16 protein-coding genes are annotated in these 18,597 nt (G+C 72.5%); 13 read left to right on the top strand and 3 right to left on the bottom strand.

The genetic code is table 11. The annotated features are described in order from the left end of the window. Window positions 1–203 precede the first annotated feature (203 nt). From AB0D59_RS00615 to AB0D59_RS00600, 4 genes are read left to right on the top strand one after another with little or no spacing between them, the layout of a single operon-like run. The gene (locus tag AB0D59_RS00615) at window positions 204–1,667 is read left to right on the top strand and encodes a DUF2252 domain-containing protein (protein ID WP_362559034.1); all 1,464 of its coding nucleotides are present in this window, start codon (window positions 204–206) and stop codon (window positions 1,665–1,667) included. Window positions 1,668–1,689: 22 nt separating this feature from the next. Continuing rightward, window positions 1,690–2,220, top strand: a complete 531-nt coding sequence (locus tag AB0D59_RS00610; RefSeq protein WP_362559032.1) for a hypothetical protein — start codon at window positions 1,690–1,692, stop codon at window positions 2,218–2,220. Window positions 2,221–2,229: 9 nt separating this feature from the next. Then, entirely contained in the window at window positions 2,230–3,042 is an 813-nt protein-coding gene (locus tag AB0D59_RS00605; RefSeq protein ID WP_362559031.1) for a hypothetical protein, read from the top strand. Between the two features lie 39 nt (window positions 3,043–3,081). After that, window positions 3,082–3,411 carry a rhodanese-like domain-containing protein gene (locus AB0D59_RS00600; protein WP_351738617.1) on the top strand — a complete coding sequence of 110 codons (330 nt, stop codon included), beginning with the start codon at window positions 3,082–3,084 and terminating at the stop codon, window positions 3,409–3,411. 36 nt (window positions 3,412–3,447) lie between these two features. Here the strand turns inward: AB0D59_RS00600 and AB0D59_RS00595 are convergent, their stop codons facing one another. Continuing rightward, window positions 3,448–4,581 (bottom strand): acyl-CoA dehydrogenase family protein, encoded by a 1,134-nt coding sequence (locus tag AB0D59_RS00595; RefSeq protein WP_362559029.1) that lies wholly within the window; start codon window positions 4,579–4,581, stop codon window positions 3,448–3,450. Between the two features lie 159 nt (window positions 4,582–4,740). Between AB0D59_RS00595 and pepN the strand changes: the two genes are divergently transcribed. From pepN to AB0D59_RS00575, 4 genes are all read left to right on the top strand, one after another. Then, window positions 4,741–7,176, top strand: a complete 2,436-nt coding sequence (gene pepN, locus AB0D59_RS00590) for an aminopeptidase N (protein WP_362559028.1) — start codon at window positions 4,741–4,743, stop codon at window positions 7,174–7,176. A gap of 388 nt (window positions 7,177–7,564) precedes the next feature. Then, window positions 7,565–8,350 (top strand): DUF5819 family protein, encoded by a 786-nt coding sequence (locus AB0D59_RS00585; protein ID WP_362559025.1) that lies wholly within the window; start codon window positions 7,565–7,567, stop codon window positions 8,348–8,350. Continuing rightward, window positions 8,347–9,555 carry an HTTM domain-containing protein gene (locus AB0D59_RS00580; RefSeq protein ID WP_362559023.1) on the top strand — a complete coding sequence of 403 codons (1,209 nt, stop codon included), beginning with the start codon at window positions 8,347–8,349 and terminating at the stop codon, window positions 9,553–9,555. Before AB0D59_RS00585 ends, AB0D59_RS00580 begins: the two co-directional genes overlap by 4 nt. Then, window positions 9,552–10,286 carry a TrmH family RNA methyltransferase gene (locus tag AB0D59_RS00575; protein WP_362559021.1) on the top strand — a complete coding sequence of 245 codons (735 nt, stop codon included), beginning with the start codon at window positions 9,552–9,554 and terminating at the stop codon, window positions 10,284–10,286. The genes AB0D59_RS00580 and AB0D59_RS00575 overlap by 4 nt, the downstream gene beginning before the upstream one ends. Window positions 10,287–10,438: 152 nt before the next feature. On the opposite strand, the gene paaN is transcribed toward AB0D59_RS00575, so the two are convergent. Next, the gene (gene paaN / locus AB0D59_RS00570; protein ID WP_362559019.1) at window positions 10,439–12,130 is read right to left on the bottom strand and encodes a phenylacetic acid degradation protein PaaN; all 1,692 of its coding nucleotides are present in this window, start codon (window positions 12,128–12,130) and stop codon (window positions 10,439–10,441) included. 148 nt (window positions 12,131–12,278) lie between these two features. Here paaN and AB0D59_RS00565 point away from each other — a divergent pair, with 148 nt between their 5' ends. Both AB0D59_RS00565 and AB0D59_RS00560 read left to right on the top strand, forming a co-directional pair. Continuing rightward, window positions 12,279–13,793, top strand: a complete 1,515-nt coding sequence (locus AB0D59_RS00565; RefSeq protein ID WP_362559017.1) for a 3-hydroxyacyl-CoA dehydrogenase — start codon at window positions 12,279–12,281, stop codon at window positions 13,791–13,793. Continuing rightward, complete coding sequence (locus tag AB0D59_RS00560; RefSeq protein ID WP_362559014.1) at window positions 13,790–14,377, top strand: TetR/AcrR family transcriptional regulator; 588 nt, start codon at window positions 13,790–13,792, stop codon at window positions 14,375–14,377. The genes AB0D59_RS00565 and AB0D59_RS00560 overlap by 4 nt, the downstream gene beginning before the upstream one ends. Window positions 14,378–14,393: 16 nt before the next feature. Here the strand turns inward: AB0D59_RS00560 and AB0D59_RS00555 are convergent, their stop codons facing one another. Further along, the gene (locus tag AB0D59_RS00555) at window positions 14,394–14,879 is read right to left on the bottom strand and encodes an Lrp/AsnC family transcriptional regulator (RefSeq protein WP_362559814.1); all 486 of its coding nucleotides are present in this window, start codon (window positions 14,877–14,879) and stop codon (window positions 14,394–14,396) included. 190 nt (window positions 14,880–15,069) lie between these two features. Between AB0D59_RS00555 and pdhA the strand changes: the two genes are divergently transcribed. Genes pdhA through AB0D59_RS00540 form a run of 3 tightly spaced genes read left to right on the top strand, consistent with a single transcriptional unit; the run spans window position 15,070 to window position 18,565 of the window. Next, window positions 15,070–16,212: a pyruvate dehydrogenase (acetyl-transferring) E1 component subunit alpha gene (pdhA, locus tag AB0D59_RS00550; RefSeq protein WP_362559012.1), complete on the top strand. Its 1,143-nt coding sequence runs from the start codon at window positions 15,070–15,072 to the stop codon at window positions 16,210–16,212. Continuing rightward, window positions 16,212–17,216 (top strand): alpha-ketoacid dehydrogenase subunit beta, encoded by a 1,005-nt coding sequence (locus AB0D59_RS00545; RefSeq protein WP_362559011.1) that lies wholly within the window; start codon window positions 16,212–16,214, stop codon window positions 17,214–17,216. The genes pdhA and AB0D59_RS00545 overlap by 1 nt, the downstream gene beginning before the upstream one ends. Next, complete coding sequence (locus tag AB0D59_RS00540; RefSeq protein WP_362559008.1) at window positions 17,216–18,565, top strand: dihydrolipoamide acetyltransferase family protein; 1,350 nt, start codon at window positions 17,216–17,218, stop codon at window positions 18,563–18,565. Before AB0D59_RS00545 ends, AB0D59_RS00540 begins: the two co-directional genes overlap by 1 nt. Window positions 18,566–18,597: the final 32 nt, after the last annotated feature.

Raw genomic sequence — 18,597 nt, 5'->3', positions numbered from 1 at the left:
GGGGCGCGCGCTGTAGTCGATATGCGGCTACCGCCGCGTGGCGCGACCAGCCCCAATCAGCCGCAGACATCTGACGACGGCCGCCCCCCGGTTCCTGTTCGCCCCCCGGTTCCTGTCCGGTCCCGGTTCCTGTCCGGCCCCCCGAAGTTATCCACAGGGTCTGACACGTTTCCGGCCCCCACCTGTACCGTTTCCACGAGTTGATGTTCGTGCGGGTGTGTGTGCGGAGTACGGGGGAGGCGGTCGACGTGACCGGACTGGAAGAGCTGACGACGGCGGGCGCGCGCAAGTTGCCCTCGCCGAAGGGCTTTGCGCAGTGGCCGGTAAAGGGCTCGCCCAAGGAGGAGGGCCAGGCGCTGCGTTCGGCCGTGCCGCGCCGCAGCCATGACGCCCTGGACCTGGACGGCTCTCGGCCCGACGCGGTGAGCGCCGTCGAGGAGTCCAACCGCGACCGTATCCCGGAGCTGATCCCGATAAGGGTCGGCAGAATGACGGCGAGCCCGTTCGCGTTCCTGCGCGGCTCGGCCGGCCTGATGGCGCACGACCTGGCCCGCACCCCGATGACCAGGATCGCCACCCAGATCTGCGGCGACGCCCACGCGGCCAACTTCGGCCTGTACGGCGACCCGCGCGGCGATCTCGTCATCGATCTGAACGACTTCGACGAGACGGTGCTCGGCCCCTGGGAGTGGGACCTCAAGCGGCTCGCCGCCTCCCTGGTGCTGGCAGGCCGGGAGGCGGGCGCCGACGAGGACATGTGCCGCAAGGCGGCGGGTGACGCGGCCGGCGCCTACCGCCGCACCATGCGCCTGCTGGCGAAGCTCCCGGTGCTGGACGCGTGGAACGCCATCGCGGACGAGGAGCTGGTCTCCCACTCCGACGCCCACGACATGCTCGGCACCCTGCGCCGGGTCTCGGAGAAGGCCCGCGCCAACACCAGCGGCCGGTTCGCGGCCCGTTCCACCGAGCCCACCGAGAACGGCGGGCGCCGCTTCGTCGACGCCGTGCCGGTGCTGCGCCGGGTCGCGGACGAGGAGGCGGAAGCGGTCGTGGCGGCCCTGGAGCACTACGTCACCACGCTCTCCGAGGACCGCCACCCGCTGCTCTCCCGGCATGCCCCGCACGACGTCGCCTTCCGGATAGTCGGCACCGGCAGCGTCGGCACCCGGTCGTATGTCGTGCTGCTCCTGGACCATCGCGGTGAGCCGCTGATCCTCCAGGTCAAGGAGGCCCGCTCGTCCGCGCTCGTCCCGCACCTGGCGACGGCCGGCTTCGAGGCGCCCGCCGTCGACCACGAGGGGCGCCGGGTGGTCCTCGGGCAGAAGCGGATGCAGGTGGTCAGCGACATCCTGCTCGGCTGGACCACGGTGGCGGGCCGGCCCTTCCAGGTCCGCCAGTTCCGCAACCGCAAGGGCAGCGTCGACCCGGCCGCCCTGTCGCCCGACCAGATCGACGACTACGGCCGGATGACCGGCGCCCTGCTGGCCCGCGCCCACTCCCACAGCGCCGACCCGCGCCTGATCGCCGGCTACTGCGGCAAGAACGAGGAGCTGGACGAGGCGATCGCCGCGTTCGCGGTGACCTACGCCGACCGCACGGAGGCGGACCACGAGGAACTGGTGGCCGCGGTGCGGACGGGCCGGATCGCGGCGGAACTCGGGGTGTGACGGCCGGTGACGAGGTCATGACGTGAAGTACGTCGTCATCGAGGACGGCGAGAGCAAGGGCCCGGTCTTCGCCGACGACGAGGGCAGGGGCCCGGTCTTCGCCGACGGCGAGGGCGTGGGGCCGGTCCGCGTCGACCCCGGCCCCTATCTGGCGCGGCTCCCGGAGCTCGCCGGTGAGCTGCCGCCCGGCGCCCGCGCCTTCGCCACCGACCCGGACCACTACGACTTCGGCGGCCACCGCTGTGTGAAGGACCTGCGCCCGCTGGGGATGCGCCGCACGGCCCCCGACGACATCGAGATCCGCTTCCGTCACAACTGCTTCAAGCACGACGAGGACCTGGTCGTCCGCTACGCGGGGGTCTCCCGCTTCCAGACGGACATCCTGGGTGCCTGCGACCTGACCTCGCTCGGCGAGGTGATCCTCGACGAGATCCTCCCGTACCCCGACGGCTGCACGCACGAGCTGGCCTGCCGCCCCGGAACCCTCGTCGTGGCCTGCAGAGATCTGGTCGCCGAGTGGGTGGCGGCCACCCCCGAGGACGACAGGCCCTAGTCTGGTCGGGTGACGACCCCGGAAGCTGAGCAGTCTGAGGCACCGCGGCCCGAGGAACGCCTGGAACAGGCCGTGCGGGCCGCCGAGCAGGCGTTGATCGAGTACGAGATCGCGGTCGAGACCTTCCGTGTCGAGGTCGAGAACTTCTCTCGCCTGCACGAGCAGAAGCTCGGCCCCCTCTATCTCCGCCTCGAAGAGCTGGACGCGCGCATCGCCGAGGCCAAGGCCGCCCGCACCGGCGACCCCGAGGACATCCGCGCCGCCGAGGAGGCCCGGGCCCGGGTCCTGCCCATCCCCGGCGTCGAGGAACTGCTGCACGGCTGGATGGACGGCCACGGCCTGTTCCCGGAGGCCGCCGCGATGCTCACCGAGCAGGAGGTACGGCCTCCGCAGCGGGTGCGGCCCAGCGAGGAGGCCCGTCGGCTCTACCGCGAGCTGGCCCGCAAGGCCCATCCCGACCTGGTGCAGGAGCCGGCCGAGCAGGAGCGGCGCGAGGAGTTCCTCAGCCGGGTCAACGCGGCCTACGCCCGCGGCGACGAGGCCCTGCTGCGGGAGCTGGCCGAGGAGTGGGCGGCCGGCCCGGTCCCGCCGGAGCGCAAGCCGAGCCGCGCCGAGGAGCTGTACGCCCGCCTCGAATGGCTGGCCGAGCGCAAGGAACTGCTCACCCTGGTCGCCAAGGAACTGGAGGGCGGCCCCATCGCCGGCCTGCTCCGGCTGGCCCCCGACGACCCGGACAGCCTGCTCGACGAGATCGCCGAGAAGCTCTACAAGGACGTGGCCGAGCGGGAGGCGGAGCTGGCCGCGCTGCTCACCGAGGAGTAGCGGTCGGGTAGCGTCGGAGCCATGAACTTCGCAGCGCGTGTGCCCACGGTCGAGGTCGCGGACCTCAAGGACGGCGACTTCCTGCTGGACGTCCGCGAGGACGACGAGTGGCAGGCGGGCCACGCCGCGGGCGCCCTGCACATCCCGATCAGCGAGTTCGTGGCCCGCTACGGCGAGTTCACCGAGGCCGCTCCCCAGGACGGCCGCGTCCACGTCATCTGCCGCTCCGGCGGCCGCTCGGCCCAGGTCACGATGTACCTGGGCCAGCAGGGCATCGACGCGGTGAACGTGGACGGCGGCATGCAGGTGTGGCAGGCGGCAGGACGAGAGGTAGTGACGGACACGGGCGAACCGGGTTTCGTCATCTGAGGGGACCCGACGGCGCCCCGCACCGGGGCGCCCCCGCTATCCCAGGGGGTGCGCGGCCAGCAGATCCCCCAGCGCCTCCTCATGGGCCCCGGCAGACCCGAGCGCCAGCTCTAGCTGCTTCGCCCAGGCGTGATACCGGTGCAGCACGTACTCCGTGTCGGCCCCGAACCCCCCGTGCAGATGCTGCGCGGTCTGCACCACCCGCCGCACCCCCTCGGCCGCCCAGATCTTCGCCACCGCCACATCCCCGGCCGCCGGCAACGCCCCGGTCGCCCCGGAGGCGATCCGCCACGCCGCCTGCCACAGCGTCGCCTCCATGGCCCGCAGGTCGATGTACCGGTCGGCGGCCTGCACGGCGACCGCCTGGAACGTGGCGACGGGATGCCCGAACTGCTCCCGCTTCCCCGTGTACTCACTGGTCATCCGCAGCACCCGCTCACCCACCCCGAGCGCCAGTGCACACGTCCCGGTCGCCAGCAGTTCCCGCAGCCACTCCCAGGCCCCCGCCGCGGTCACCACATCCCGCTCCGCGACCCGTGCCGACTCCAGTCGCAGCTCACCGAGCCGTTCCCCGCTGGTCGACACCTGCTCGGCGAGCGTGACCCCGTCAGCAGACGGCGCCACCAGCGCCAGCACGCTCCGGTCGCCGTCGGTATGCGCCGGTACGACGACGAGATCGGCGTCGTACGCCCACGGCACCGCCGTCTGCACCCCGTCCAGCACCCACACGTCACCCTGCCGTCGCGCGGTCGCCGCCAGCTCGGCCGGGTCGTGCCCGGTGCGTCCGCTCGCGGCGACGGTCAGCACCAGCTCGCCGCGCCCCGCCCGCGCCAGCAGCCGGCTCCTCAGCTCCTCGTCCCCGTAGGCCTGCACGGCCGCCATGGCCGCACTGTTCTCCAGCAGCGGTACCCGGGCCAGCACCTTCGCCGACTCCCGGAGCGCGAGGCAGAGCGCGATGGCGTCCAGGCCCGCCCCGCCGTACTCCTCGGCCGTCAGCAGACTCAGCAGGTCCGCGGCGGCCAGCCGCTCCCACAGGTCCCGGTCGAAGTGCTCGGCCACGGCGCCGGTGGTCAGCGCGGGGCTCGGCACCGCGTCCGGTGCCACCCCGGCGAGCACCCCACGCGCCGCCTCGGCCGCCGCCAGCTGCTCCTCGGTGAAGGTGAAGTCCACGGTCCTGTCCTCCCGGCGGGTCCGCTGATCTGACGGTCCGTCAAGATAGAACAGGTTCTAGAAGAAGGGAACCTAAAATCCCTGCGATCACCAGCTCTTCCCGTCGTAGGCTGACGCCCGCTGCCCGCCGACGGGGGACGGGCACACGAGGGAGGACACATGGGGATCCGAAGCCTGACCCGCACCGAGGCCGAGCGCCGGTCCGATCTGATCACGGTCGAGCGGTACGAGGTGGACATCGACCTCACCGCCCTGCCCGGCGGACCGGAGATCCGGTGCGTCTCCACGGTGGCCTTCGGCTGCTCCGAGCCGGGCGCCGAGTCCTTCGTCGACTGCGCGGCCGAGGTCCGCTCCGCGACCCTCAACGGCGCCCCCCTCACCCCCACCGACGACGGCCGGATACCGCTGCCCGGCCTGGCCGCGCACAACGTGCTGCGCGTGGAGAGCGTCCAGGCCGACACCACGGTCAGCCCGGGCGTCCACAAGGCCGTAGACCCCGCCGACGGCGAGGTCTACGTCTGGACCAGCTTCGAACCGGACGAGGCCCGCTTCGTCTGGGCCTGCTTCGACCAGCCCGACCTCAAGGCCCCGCACGCCTTCACCGTGACCGCCCCGGCCGCCTGGACCGTCCTCAGCAACTCCGGCGGCCCGCGCGTCGAGGAGCAGGGCGCGGCCCGCCGCTGGAGCTTCCCGGACACCCCGCCGCTGTCCGTGTACAACACCGTCGTCAACGCGGGCCCCTTCCACGAGATCCGCCGCGAGGCCGACGGCCACGACCTCGGCATCTTCGCCCGCCGCTCGCTCGCCCAGGTCCTGGAACGCGACGCCGACGAGATCTTCACCCTCACCCGCCAGGGCCTTGCCTTCTACGCCGAGGCCTTCGCGATGCCGTTCCCGCAGCGCAAGTACGACCAGGTGTTCATGCCCGAGTTCGGCGGCGCCATGGAGAACTACGGCTGTGTGACCTGGTCTGACATGTTCCTGCGGCGGGCCACGCCGACGCCCGCCGAGCGCGAGCTGCTCGCGGTCGTGCTGCTGCACGAGATGGCGCACATGTGGTTCGGCAACATCGTCACCATGCGCTGGTGGGACGACCTCTGGCTGAACGAGGCCTTCGCCGAGTTCGCCTGCCACTGGGCCGCGGAGGGCGCCACCCGCTACACCGACGCCTGGGCCGGCCACCTCGCCGGCGACAAGCTCAAGGCCTACCTCTCCGACCAGGGCCCGGTCTCCCACCCGATCCACCAGCCCATCCACGACGTCGCCCAGGCCGCGTCGATCTTCGACAACATCACCTATCCCAAGGGCGCCTCCGTCCTCCAGCAGTTGATGACCTACGTCGGCGAGGACCGGTTCCGCACCGGCATGGCCGCCTACTTCGCCCGCCACGCCTGGGGCACCACCACCCTCCAGGACCTGATCGACGCCCTCGGCGAGGCGAGCGGCCGGGACCTCGCCGGCTGGCGGAAGGCCTGGCTGGAGACGGCCGGCACCGACCGCTTCACCCTGGAGCACGACGGCGACACCGTCACCCTCGTCGCCGACGGCACCCCGCGCCCGCAGGTCCTGGCGGTCGGCGCGTACGAACGTGACGGTGACGCCCTCGAACGCACCGCCCTGGTCCGCGTCGAGGTCACCGAGCCCCGCACCCCGGTCACCGGCCTTCCCGCCACGTCCGACCTCCTCCTGATCAACGACGACGACCTCACCTTCGCCACCACCCGCCCGGACCCCGCCACCCGGGACACCCTCTTCCGCACGGCGGCCCAGCTGCCCACCGCCATCTCCCGGGGCGCGGCCGCCGCCACCGTCTGGGACATGCTCACGGCCGGCGAGGCCACGGCGGCCGAAGCCGGACGGTGCCTCACCGCGGTCCTCGCCGCCGAGACGTCCGACGCCGTGATCGAGCCCTTCCTGACCCTCGTCACCAACATCGCCGAACTCTGGGCCCCGGACGCCGACCGCCCCGCCCTGACGGAGGCCGCGGCCAAGGCCTGCCGGCAGCTCGCCGACGACCCGGGCCGCCGCCAGGTGGCCCTGCGCGGCCTGGCCCGCACCGCGACCGCCGCCGAGGACCTGGCCTGGCTCCGCGACCAGGCGGGCGACGACATCGACCTGCGCTGGCGCGCCCTCGCCCGCGAGGCCGAACTCGGCGCCGACGTCACCGCCGCGTCCGCCGCCCTGCTCGAACGCGACCCCGACCCCGACGCCTGGGTCCGCGCCCTCACCGTCCGGGCCACCACCCCCGACCCGGCCGCCAAGGCGGAGGTCTGGCAGCGGCTGGCCGTGGACCGCACAGTGCCCGTCCAGTCGGTCAGGGCGGTGGCGGACGCCTTCTGGCGCCCCGGCCAGGACGCCCTGCTCGCCCCCTACGCCGAGCGCTATCTGACCGAGATCCCCCAGCTGGACCAGGGCGGAATGATCCCGGCGATGGTCTACACCTCGCAGCTCTTCCCGCCGTACGCCATCGACTCCGCGTACATCGAGAAGGCCCGGCAGGCGGCCCAGGACGCGGCCCCCGTGGTCCGCAACACTCTCCTGGAACGCTCCGACGCCGTCCGCCGTATGCTCCACGCCCGGGCCGTGAACGCCTGATACACCCGCCACACCCGTCACACCTGCTACGCCCGGTCCCGGGGCAGATCCACAGTTTCGAGGGCGCGGCCCGAGAGTTCAACCGCTGTGGAAAACCTTCGGCGCGGCCTGTGGACAACTCGCCGAGCGGGGCTCCGCGGGCCGCCCTCGTCCGCCGTGCGACCTGCTGTGACCTGGGTCGTAGGGTCCGGTGGAGCGCTGGGGGGAGCGTGGCCGCGGCCGACCGGAGTGGCGATGGCCACGCCCCCGGGCCGGTCCCCGGGGCTGCGCCCGGCGGCCGGGGCTGAGTACCGTTCCGTGCGAGTGCCGGGCAGCGGCACACCGGCCGGTCCAGGATGGGCCGTCCGGACGACACGGAAGACACGGCGGGATCGGGGAACGGGGCGCAATGGACGCGTACGACGGCGACTCGGACGCCCGGCAGGGGCCGACGGGTCCGAGCGGGACGCGTCCTGATCACGGGCCTTCCGCGGAGGCCGGTCCGCAGCAACCGCCCCTCGGCACCCAGGAGCCCCCCGCCGCCCCCCGTACCGGCGTCGCCGCGCTCTCCCCCCGCTACCAGGTCGGCGCGGCCCTCGCGCTGGCCCTGGTGGCGGTCGCCGCCTGTGTGCACCTCGGGATGGTGTTCCTGAGCATCGCGCCGGCGAACACGGTGACGAAGCAGCACGGCAAGGCGATCGAGGAGTGGGTGTACCCGGAGTTCGAGCAGAACTGGAAGCTGTTCGCGCCGAACCCGCTCCAGCAGAACATCGCCGTGCAGGTGCGTGCCGACGTGCGGATGCGTAACGGCACCACGACCACCACCGGCTGGAACGACCTGTCGGCCCAGGACGGCAGGGCCATCGACGGCAGCCTGCTGCCGAGCCACACCGTGCAGAACGAGCTGCGCCGGGCCTGGGACTTCTTCGTCAGCACCCACGGCACCGACAACCGCCCCATCGGCCTGCGCGGCTCCCTCTCCGAGCAGTACCTGCGCCGGATCGTCGTGATGCGCATGTACGAGGGGGACGCGACCAGTGAGAAGGGCACCATCGAACGCGTCCAGGTGCGCTCCAGCACCACCAACGTGCCCCCACCGGACTGGAGCGGCGAGAAGGTCTCCGACACCCCCGGCTACCGGGTGCTGCCCTGGTGGACGGTCACGGCGGACGAGGCCGACGGAGGTGTGCGATGAGCCGCCTCGCCCTGTGTCTGTCCCGGGCCATCGCCCGGGTCACCGGGTCCGCGCTCGGCCCGTACCAGACGGCCGTCGTACGCATCGGCTTCGCCGTCACCTGGCTGCTGTTCCTGCTGCGCGAGTACCCGCACCGCCAGGAGCTCTACGGCCCCGACGGCCCCTGGAGCTTCGACCTCGCCCAGCAGCTGACCGCGGACAACCACGCGTTCACCGCGCTGCTGGCCTCCGACGGCCGAGCCTTCTTCGAGGTCTTCTACTTCCTGGCCGTTGTCTCCAGCGCCCTGCTGGCGGTGGGCTGGCGCACCCGCACCATGTCCCTGCTGTTCATGGTCGGCGTGCTGTCCCTGCAGAACCGCAGCGTCTTCATGGGCGACGGCGGCGACAACGTGCTGCACCTGATGTCCTTCTACCTGGTGTTCACACGATGCGGCCAGGTGTGGTCCCTGGACGCGCGCCGGGCGGCACGCGCGCGTGCCGAGCAGCAGCCGGTCACCGACCGGGTCGGACCGGCGCTGTGGGCGGTGTCCGGTCTCCTGCTGGTCCTGGCGGCCCTCACCGGCCGCACCGGCGGCGGCTGGCTGGTACCGGCCCTCATGTGGGCGACCTGGGCGGGTGCCGCCCTGTGGTGGGCGGTGGGCTGCTGGGCACGCACACGCGAGCCACGGATCCTGCTGGACGTCATCGCCAACATCCTGCACAACGGCGCCCTGTTCGTGATCATGGCCGAGGCCTGTCTGATCTACGCCACCGCCGGCTGGTACAAGATCCAGGGCTCCCGCTGGCAGGACGGCACCGCCGTCTACTACCCGCTCCACCTGGACTACTTCTCGCCCTGGCCGGCCCTGGCCGACCTGCTGTCCGCCAACGGCACGCTGGTGACGCTGGTGACCTACGGGACGGTCATCGTCCAGGTCGCCTTCCCGTTCACGCTGTTCAACCGCCGGGTCAAGAACGTGCTGCTGGCCGCGATGATGACCGAGCACGCGGTGATCGCGGTCGTCCTCGGCCTGCCTTTCTTCTCGCTCGCCATGATCGCGGCGGACTCTGTCTTCCTGCCGACGGCCTTCCTGCTCGGGGTCGGCGACCACGCGGCACGCACGCGTGACCGTGTCCTGCGGCGCCGCGCCCCCGCACTGCCTCCCTCTCGGTCCCCTCGGTCCCCGGAGACGGAGGAGCAGCCCCGCGTAGGCTTCGGGGCATGACCGACCCCCTGAACCACTGGGCGCGGCTGGCGGGATCGGCCGTCCTCCTCGACGGCTTCCACGCCCTCAAGCACGCCCTGCGCTTCGGCGCGGAGGTGCCGGTGGCGGTCACCATGGACCGGGCGGCGACGCTGGCCCTGGCGGACGAGCTGGCGCCGGACGTACGGGAGGCGCTGGCCGCCCTGCTGACGGAGGTGCTGCCGCAGACGTTCGCGTCCCTGGTCTCCCGCCCGCATCCCACGGCCGTGGCCGCCCTGGCCGTACGACCGTCCCGCGAGGCCAACCTGCGCGAGCTGGCCCGCGACCCGCGCTCCGCCCCCGTCGTGGTCCTCGACGAACCCCGCAACCTCGGCAACGCGGGCGCGGTGATCCGCCTGGCGGCGGGCTTCGGCGCGACGGGAGTGATCACGACCGGCACGCTCGACCCCTGGCACCCGACAGTCGTACGAGGCGGCGCGGGCCTCCACTTCGCGACGGCGGTCGAGCGCCTGACGGTGCCGGAGCTGCCACCGGGCCCGGTGTACGCGCTGGACCCGGAGGGCGAGGACATCCGGAACACAAAGGTCCCGGACAACGCGATCCTCGCCTTCGGCTCAGAACGAACGGGCCTTTCGCCGGCCCTGCGCGCGCGTGCCGACCACCTCCTACGGCTGCCGATGCGCCCCCAGGTGAGCAGCTACAACCTGGCGACGAGCGTGGCGATGACGCTGTACCACTGGAGTGCCTTGTAAGTGCCTTGCAAGTGCCTTGTCGTGTAAGGGGTCTGGACCGTCGCGCCCCATCAGGGGGCGGGGCCGTACCTGAGCATGCGGCTACCGCCGCGCGGGCGCGACAGGCCACTACGGACCCGCGGCTCCCCACGACGACCAGGCACCCCGAACGGCTACGCCTCCCGGCGCACCTCGATCACCCGGAACCGGTTCGCCACGAACGCCCCGTCGCACAGCGCGGCGTTCGCAGCGGGGTTGCCGCCCGAGCCGTGGAAGTCGGAGAACGCGGCCGTCTGGTTGACGTACACCCCGCCGACCAGGTTCAGCGACAGCTGGGCCGCCTCCTCCAGGCAGACCTCTTCCACGGCGCCCTCCACGTCCGTGTCGACCGTGTACGCGCCGACCGTCATCGCGCCCTTCTCCCGGACCGTCCGCCGCAGCAGCTCCACCGCGTCGGTGGCCGAGTCGACGGCGACCGCGAAGGACACCGGCCCGAAGCACTCGCTCATGTACGCGGCCTCGTCGTCCGGCTTGGCCCCGTCCAGCTTCACGATCACCGGCGTGCGGACGACCGCGTCCGGGAACTCCGGGTTGGCGATCTCCCGGGACGCCAGAGCGACCTCGCCGAGTCCGGCGGCGGCCTCCAGGCGGGCCTTGACGTCGGGGTTGACGATCGCACCGAGCAGCGCGTTCGCGCGGGCGTCGTCGCCGAGCAGGCCGTCTACCGCGCGGGCGAGGTCGGCGACCACCTCGTCGTACGTCTTGGGGCCTTCGTCGGTCCGGATGCCGTCGCGGGGGATCAGCAGGTTCTGCGGGGTCGTGCACATCTGGCCGCTGTACAGGGAGAGCGAGAACGCCAGGTTGGAGAGCATCCCCTTGTAGTTGTCGGTGGACTCCACCAGCACGGTGTTGACACCGGCCTTCTCCGTGTACACCTGCGCCTGCCGGGCGTTGGCCTCCAGCCAGTCACCGAAGGCGGTCGAGCCCGTGTAGTCGATGATCTTGACCTCCGGGCGGGTGGCGAGCGTCTTCGCGATGCCCTCGCCGGGGCGTTCCGCCGTCAGTGCCACCAGGTTCGGGTCGAAGCCCGTGTCGGCGAGCACCTGCCGGGCGACCTGCACGGTCAGGGCGAGCGGCAGCACCGCGCGCGGGTGCGGCTTCACCAGCACCGCATTGCCCGTGGCCAGGGAGGCGAACAGACCCGGGTAGCCGTTCCACGTCGGGAACGTGTTGCAGCCGACGACCAGGGCGATCCCGCGCGGGACCGGCTTGAACGTCTTCGTCAGCGCGAGCGGGTCGCGCTTGCCCTGCGGCTTGGACCACTCGGCCGTGCCGGGGGTGCGGACCTGCTCCACGTACGCGTAGGCCACCGCCTCCAGGCCGCGGTCCTGGGCGTGCGGGCCGCCCGCCTGGAACGCCATCATGAACGCCTGGCCGCTGGTGTGCATGACCGCGTGCGCGAACTCGTGCGTCCGGTCGCTGATCCGCTTGAGGATCTCCACACACACCACCGCGCGCGCCTCCGCGCCCGCGTCGCGCCACGCGCGCTGGCCGGCCTTCATGGCGGGCAGCAGTGTGTCGACGTCGGCGTGTGGGTAGGTCACGCCCAGTTCGATGCCGTACGGGGAGACCTCGTCGCCCAGCCAGTCGTCGGTGCCGGGCTGGCCGAGGTCGATGCGGCCGCCGAGGAGGGCGTCGAAGGCGGCCTTGCCGGCCGCCGCGTCCAGGCTGCCGTGCTCTCCGTAGGCCTTGGGGTGCTCGGGGTGGGGGGACCAGTAAGCGCGCGTGCGGATCGCCTCCAGCGCCTGGTCAAGCGTGGGCCGGTGCTTGGCGATCAACTCGTGCACGGTGAGTTCGGCGGTCATGCGGGACCAACTCCTCGTCTGATGAGCTCCCCTTCGAGCTCATGACCTGGGCGGAAACGGCCGGACAGAGTTAGAGTAACCGAACGATCGGTCGGGACAAGGGGGCCTGCCGCATCTGTGGAAAACCCCGTGCGGGAGGATCGCGCACATGACAGCACTCGACCTCAGCAGCCCCGTGGGGGTCGCCGGCGCCGGCACCATGGGCCAGGGCATCGCCCAGGTCGCACTCGTCGCGGGCCATCCCGTACGGCTCTACGACGCCGTCCCCGGGCGGGCCGGGGACGCTGCCGCAGCGATCGGCGCCCGTCTCGACCGGCTGGTCGAGAAGGACCGGATGACTGCCGCCGACCGGGACGCGGCCCGCGCCCGGCTGCTGCCCGCCGAGGAACTCACCGAGTTCGCGGACTGCACCCTGGTCGTGGAGGCAGTCCAGGAGCGGCTGGAGGCCAAGCAGGAGCTGTTCCGGGCCCTGGAGGACATCGTCGACGGCGACTGTCTGCTGGCCACCAACACCTCCTCCCTGTCGGTGACCGCCATCGGCGGCTCCCTGCGCAGCGCCGCCCGTCTGGTGGGCCTGCACTTCTTCAACCCGGCCCCGCTGCTGCCGCTGGTCGAGGTCGTCTCCGGGTTCGCCACCGACGTCACGTCGGCCACGCGCGCGTACGAGACGGCCCGCGCCTGGGGCAAGACGCCGGTCGCCTGCGCGGACACCCCCGGCTTCATCGTCAACCGCATCGCGCGGCCCTTCTACGCCGAGGCGTTCGCGGTCTACGAGGCGCAGGCCGCCGACCCGGCCACCATCGACGCGGTGCTGCGCGAGAGCGGCGGCTTCCGGATGGGCGCCTTCGAACTGACCGACCTGATCGGCCAGGACGTCAACGAGTCCGTCACGCACTCCGTGTGGCAGGCCTTCTTCCAGGACGTCCGCTTCACGCCCTCCCTGGCCCAGCGCCGGCTCGTCGAGTCCGGCCACCTCGGCCGCAAGACCGGGCACGGCTGGTTCGACTACGCGGACGACGCCGAGCGCCCCGAGCCGCACACCGCCGAGCCGGCCGACCGGCCCCCCTACGTCGTCGCCGAGGGCAACCTGGGCCCGGCGGCCGAGTTGCTCGCGATGATCCGCGAGGCGGGCATCCAGGTCCGCGAGGAGGACGAGGACCACGGCACCCGCCTGGTACTGCCCAGCGGCGGCCAGCTGGTCCTCACCGACGGCCAGACCTCGGTGGAGTTCCGCGACGTCGTCTACTTCGACCTGGCGCTCGACTACCGCCGCGCCACCCGCATCGCCCTGTCCGCCGGACACGACACCCTGCCGCAGACGCTCGGCGAGGCCATCGGTCTCTTCCAGGCGCTCGGCAAGCAGGTCAGCGTCATCGGTGACGTCCCCGGCATGATCGTCGCCCGTACGGTCGCCCGGATCGTCGACCTCGCGCACGACGCCGTCGCCAAGGGCGTCGCCACCGAGGAGGACATCGACACCGCGATGCGCCTGGGCGTCAACTACCCGCTCGGCCCCTTCGAGTGGAGCCGCCGCCTCGGCCGCGACTTCGCCTACGACCTCCTCGACGACCTCCATCTGCGCGACCCGAGCGGCCGCTACGCGCCCTCCCTCGCGCTCTACCGCCACGCGTACGCCACCGAGAAGCGGGAGGGCGCGTCATGACCACCGCCAAGCGCGACACCTACACCCCCGAGACCCTGCTCTCGGTGGCCGTCCAGGTCTTCAACGAGCGCGGCTACGACGGCACCTCCATGGAGCACCTCTCCAAGGCCGCCGGCATCTCCAAGTCGTCGATCTACCACCATGTCTCCGGCAAGGAGGAACTGCTGCGCCGGGCCGTCAGCCGTGCCCTGGACGGCCTGTTCGGGATCCTCGACGAGGAGCACGCGCGCGTGGGGCGCGCCGCCGACCGCCTGGAGCATGTCGTGCGCCGCATGGTCGAGGTGCTGATCACCGAGCTGCCGTACGTGACGCTGCTGCTGCGGGTGCGGGGCAACACCGGCACCGAGCGGTGGGCGCTGGAGCGGCGCCGGGACTTCGACCACCGGGTGGCCGACCTGCTGAAGGCGGCCGCCGCCGACGGGGACGTACGCGGTGACATCGACGTGCGCCTCGCGACCCGGCTGGTCTTCGGCATGGTCAACTCGATCGTGGAGTGGTACCGCCCGGACGGGCGCGGCGCGACCGAGCGCGAGGTCTCCGACGCGGTGGCCCGCCTGGTGTTCTCGGGGCTCCGCGCGGCCTGACGCCGGCCGTCCGGCCTCAGCCGCCCGGCCCCAGGTCCTCCTCCTCGAACACCAGCAGCGTGCGGGTGCTGAGCACCTCCGGGATCGCCTGGAGCCGGGTCAGCACCAGCTCGCGCAGCGCCCTGTTGTCGGGCGTGTGCACCAGGAGCAGGACGTCGAAGTCGCCGCCCACCAGGGCGATGTGGTCGGCGCCGGGCAGCTGCCGCAACTCCTCGCGCACCGTGCGCCAGCTGTTCTGGACGATCTTCAGGGTGATGTAGGCGGAGGTGCCGTGCCCGGCCCGCTCATGGTCCACCCGGGCGCCGAAACCGCGTATCACCCCGTCCTCGATCAGACGGTTGATACGCGCGTAGGCGTTGGCGCGCGAGACATGGACACGTTCGGCGACCGACCGTATCGAGGCCCGGCCGTCCGCCTGGAGCATCTGCAGGATGTCCTGATCAATGGCGTCCAGCGGGCGCGCGGGCGGCAGCGCGGTGTGGTCCTGCGGGCCCTCGGCCATTTGTTCAGGTGGCATGTCCCCCCGCCTTCCTACCATGGACGTAATGCGTTCATTCCAGGCTGTGGAGAACCGTTTGTCCACAGCCTGAAGCCGCCTGTAGCCAAAATGTGCTGACGACCGAACAATCGGTAGGTGAGAGGGGTCACAGCCGACCCGTCTTCCGTAGCCACCCCCACGAGGAGGTGCCGTCATGACGGTCCTGGAGCAGCGAGGCGCATACCGCCCGTCGCCGCCGCCCGCCTGGCAACCCCGGACGGACCCCGCGCCCCTGCTGCCCGACGAGCGGCCGTACCGCGTCCTCGGGACCGAGGCGGCCGCCAAGGTCGACCCGGAGCTGCTGCGCCGGCTCTACACCCAGCTGGTGCACGGCCGCCGGTACAACACACAGGCCACCGCCCTCACCAAACAGGGCCGCCTCGCCGTCTACCCGTCCAGCACCGGTCAGGAGGCCTGCGAGGTCGCCGCCGCGCTGGCCCTGGAGGAGCGCGACTGGCTCTTCCCGAGCTACCGCGACACCCTCGCGGTCGTCGCCCGGGGCGTGGACCCCGTGGAGGCGCTCACCCTGCTGCGCGGCGACTGGCACACCGGCTACGACCCCTACGCCCACCGCGTGGCCCCCCTCTCCACCCCGCTCGCCACCCAGCTCCCGCACGCCGTCGGCCTCGCCCACGCGGCCCGCCTCAAGGGCGACGACGTGGTCGCGCTCGCCATGGTCGGCGACGGCGGCACCAGCGAGGGCGACTTCCACGAGGCGCTGAACTTCGCCGCCGTCTGGCAGGCCCCGGTCGTCTTCCTGGTCCAGAACAACGGCTTCGCCATCTCCGTCCCGCTCGCCAAGCAGACCGCCGCCCCCTCCCTGGCCCACAAGGCCGTCGGATACGGCATGCCGGGCCGCCTGGTCGACGGCAACGACGCGGCCGCCGTGCACCAGGTCCTCTCCGACGCCGTGCGGCACGCGCGCGAGGGCGGCGGCCCCACCCTGGTCGAGGCGGTGACCTACCGCATCGACGCCCACACCAACGCCGACGACGCCACCCGCTACCGCGGCGACGCCGAAGTGGACGCCTGGCGCGACCACGACCCGATCCTGCTGCTGGAGCGCGAGCTGACCGACCGCGGACTGCTCGACGAGGACTTCGCCCGGCACGCGCGCGAAGGCGCCGAGACCATGGCCGCCGACCTGCGTGAGCGCATGAACCGCGACCCGGCACTCGACCCCATGGCCCTCTTCGACCAGGTGTACGCCGAGACCACCACCCAGCTGCGCGAGCAGCGCGCCCTGCTGCGGGCCGAGCTGGAGGCCGAGCAGGCCGACCGGGAAGGCGGCCACTGATGACGACCGTCGCCGTCAAGCCCGCCACCATGGCCCAGGCCCTCACGCGCGCGCTGCGCGACGCGATGGCCGCCGATCCCGCCGTGCACGTCATGGGCGAGGACGTCGGCGCCCTCGGCGGCGTCTTCCGGGTCACCGACGGCCTCGCCAAGGAGTTCGGCGAGGACCGCTGCACCGACACCCCGCTCGCCGAGGCCGGCATCCTCGGCACCGCCGTCGGCATGGCCATGTACGGGCTGCGCCCGGTCGTGGAGATGCAGTTCGACGCCTTCGCCTACCCCGGGTTCGAGCAACTGATCAGCCATGTCTCCCGGATGCGCAACCGCACCCGGGGCCGGATGCCCCTCCCGATCACCGTCCGCATCCCCTACGGCGGCGGCATCGGCGGCGTCGAGCACCACAGCGACTCCTCCGAGGCCTACTACATGGCCACCCCCGGCCTGCACGTGGTCACCCCGGCCACGGTCGCCGACGCCTACGGCCTGCTGCGCGCCGCCATCGCCTCCGACGACCCGGTCGTCTTCCTCGAGCCCAAGCGCCTGTACTGGTCCAAGGACACCTGGAACCCCGAGCAGCCGACCGACGTTGAACCCATCGGCCGCGCGGTCGTGCGCCGCACAGGGCGCAGTGCCACGCTCATCACCTACGGCCCGTCCGTTCCGGTCTGCCTCGAAGCCGCCGAGGCCGCCCACGCGGAGGGCTGGGACCTCGAAGTCGTCGACCTGCGCTCCCTGGTGCCGTTCGACGACGAGACGGTCTGCGCCTCGGTACGGCGCACCGGGCGCGCGGTCGTCGTACACGAGTCGGGCGGGTTCGGCGGACCGGGAGGGGAGATCGCGGCCCGGGTCACGGAGCGCTGCTTCCACCACCTGGAGGCGCCGGTGCTGCGCGTGGCCGGGTTCGACATCCCCTACCCGCCGCCGATGCTGGAGCGCCACCACCTGCCCGGCGTCGACCGCATCCTGGACGCGGTGGCGCGTCTGCAGTGGGAGGCCGAGGGCTGATGGCACAGGTGCTGGAGTTCAAACTGCCCGACCTCGGGGAGGGGCTGACCGAGGCGGTGATCGTCAACTGGCTGGTCCAGGTCGGCGAGGTCGTCGCGATCGACCAGCCGGTCGTCGAGGTCGAGACGGCCAAGGCGATGGTCGAGGTCCCCTGCCCCTACGGCGGTGTGGTCACCGCCCGCTTCGGCGAGGAGGGCGCCGAACTGCCCGTCGGCGCCCCGCTGCTGACGGTCGCCGTCGGCGAGGCCACCCCGGTCCCCGAGGCGGAGGGCTCCGGCAACGTCCTGGTGGGCTACGGCACCGGGGCACCCCCGGCGCGCCGCCGCCGGGCCCGTCCCACCGCACCGGAGCAGGCCAACGGCACGGCCGGCAGGGCCGCCGCCGTCGAAACGGCGGTCCACGCGCGTGTGCCCGCACCGCCCGCGCTCCCCGAGGGCCCTGTCCCGGTGATCTCCCCTCTGGTCCGCCGGCTCGCCCGGGACAACGGCCTGGACCTGCGCCGGCTGTCCGGTTCGGGTCCCGACGGCCTGATCCTGCGCGCCGACGTCGAGGACGCCCTACGGGTCAGTGCGGCCCGCGCCGCCACCGTGACCCCGGCCGACCCGCTGACCGCCCCGGCCGACCCGCTGAATGCGCCGACCGGCCCGGCGAACGCCCGGACCGGCACCCGCACGCCCCTCAAGGGCATCCGGGGCGCGGTCGCCGACAAGCTGTCCCGCAGCCGCCGGGAGATCCCGGACGCGACCTGCTGGGTGGACGCGGACGCGACCGAGCTGATGCGCGCACGGACCGCGATGAACGCGGCGGCGGGCCCGAAGATCTCCCTGCTCGCGCTCCTCGCCCGGATCAGCACGGCCGCCCTGGCCCGCTATCCCGAGCTGAACTCCTACGTCGACGTCGAGGCCCGCGAGATCGTCCAACTCGACCACGTTCATCTGGGCTTCGCCGCCCAGACCGACCGAGGCCTGGTGGTCCCCGTCGTCCGGGACGCCCACGCCCGCGACGCCGAGGCCCTGACGGCGGAGTTCGCCCGTCTGACCGAGGCGGCCCACGCCGGAAGGCTCACCCCGGGTGAACTCACCGGCGGCACCTTCACGTTGAACAACTACGGCGTCTTCGGCGTCGACGGTTCCACGCCGATCATCAACCACCCCGAGGCGGCGATGCTGGGCGTGGGCCGTATCGTCCCGAAGCCGTGGGTGCACGAGGGCGAGCTGGCGGTCCGGCAGGTCGTCCAGCTGTCGCTGACCTTCGACCACCGGGTCTGCGACGGAGGCACGGCAGGCGGCTTCCTGAGGTACGTGGCGGACTGTGTGGAACAGCCGGCGGTCCTCCTGAGGACGCTCTAGCTCTGTGGCGCCGGCGCCCCGTCGGGGGCGGA

The sequence above is a fragment of the Streptomyces sp. NPDC048417 genome (assembly GCF_040651615.1).
In the GTDB taxonomy this organism is placed as follows: Bacteria; Actinomycetota; Actinomycetes; order Streptomycetales; family Streptomycetaceae; genus Streptomyces.
This window is presented reverse-complemented; position numbering and strand designations above follow the sequence as displayed.

Bases quoted from the DNA above. Each gene is read 5' to 3' on its own strand.
- AB0D59_RS00555 (WP_362559814.1), bottom strand. From the start codon at position 14,879: ATGGCCGAGGGCCCGCAGGACCACACCGCGCTGCCGCCCGCGCGCCCG.
- AB0D59_RS00585 (WP_362559025.1), top strand. From the start codon at position 7,565: ATGGACGCGTACGACGGCGACTCGGACGCCCGGCAGGGGCCGACGGGT.
- AB0D59_RS00565 (WP_362559017.1), top strand. From the start codon at position 12,279: ATGACAGCACTCGACCTCAGCAGCCCCGTGGGGGTCGCCGGCGCCGGC.
- AB0D59_RS00560 (WP_362559014.1), top strand. From the start codon at position 13,790: ATGACCACCGCCAAGCGCGACACCTACACCCCCGAGACCCTGCTCTCG.
- AB0D59_RS00540 (WP_362559008.1), top strand. From the start codon at position 17,216: ATGGCACAGGTGCTGGAGTTCAAACTGCCCGACCTCGGGGAGGGGCTG.
- AB0D59_RS00545 (WP_362559011.1), top strand. From the start codon at position 16,212: ATGACGACCGTCGCCGTCAAGCCCGCCACCATGGCCCAGGCCCTCACG.
- pdhA (WP_362559012.1), top strand. From the start codon at position 15,070: ATGACGGTCCTGGAGCAGCGAGGCGCATACCGCCCGTCGCCGCCGCCC.
- paaN (WP_362559019.1), bottom strand. From the start codon at position 12,130: ATGACCGCCGAACTCACCGTGCACGAGTTGATCGCCAAGCACCGGCCC.
- AB0D59_RS00580 (WP_362559023.1), top strand. From the start codon at position 8,347: ATGAGCCGCCTCGCCCTGTGTCTGTCCCGGGCCATCGCCCGGGTCACC.
- AB0D59_RS00575 (WP_362559021.1), top strand. From the start codon at position 9,552: ATGACCGACCCCCTGAACCACTGGGCGCGGCTGGCGGGATCGGCCGTC.
- AB0D59_RS00615 (WP_362559034.1), top strand. From the start codon at position 204: ATGTTCGTGCGGGTGTGTGTGCGGAGTACGGGGGAGGCGGTCGACGTG.
- pepN (WP_362559028.1), top strand. From the start codon at position 4,741: ATGGGGATCCGAAGCCTGACCCGCACCGAGGCCGAGCGCCGGTCCGAT.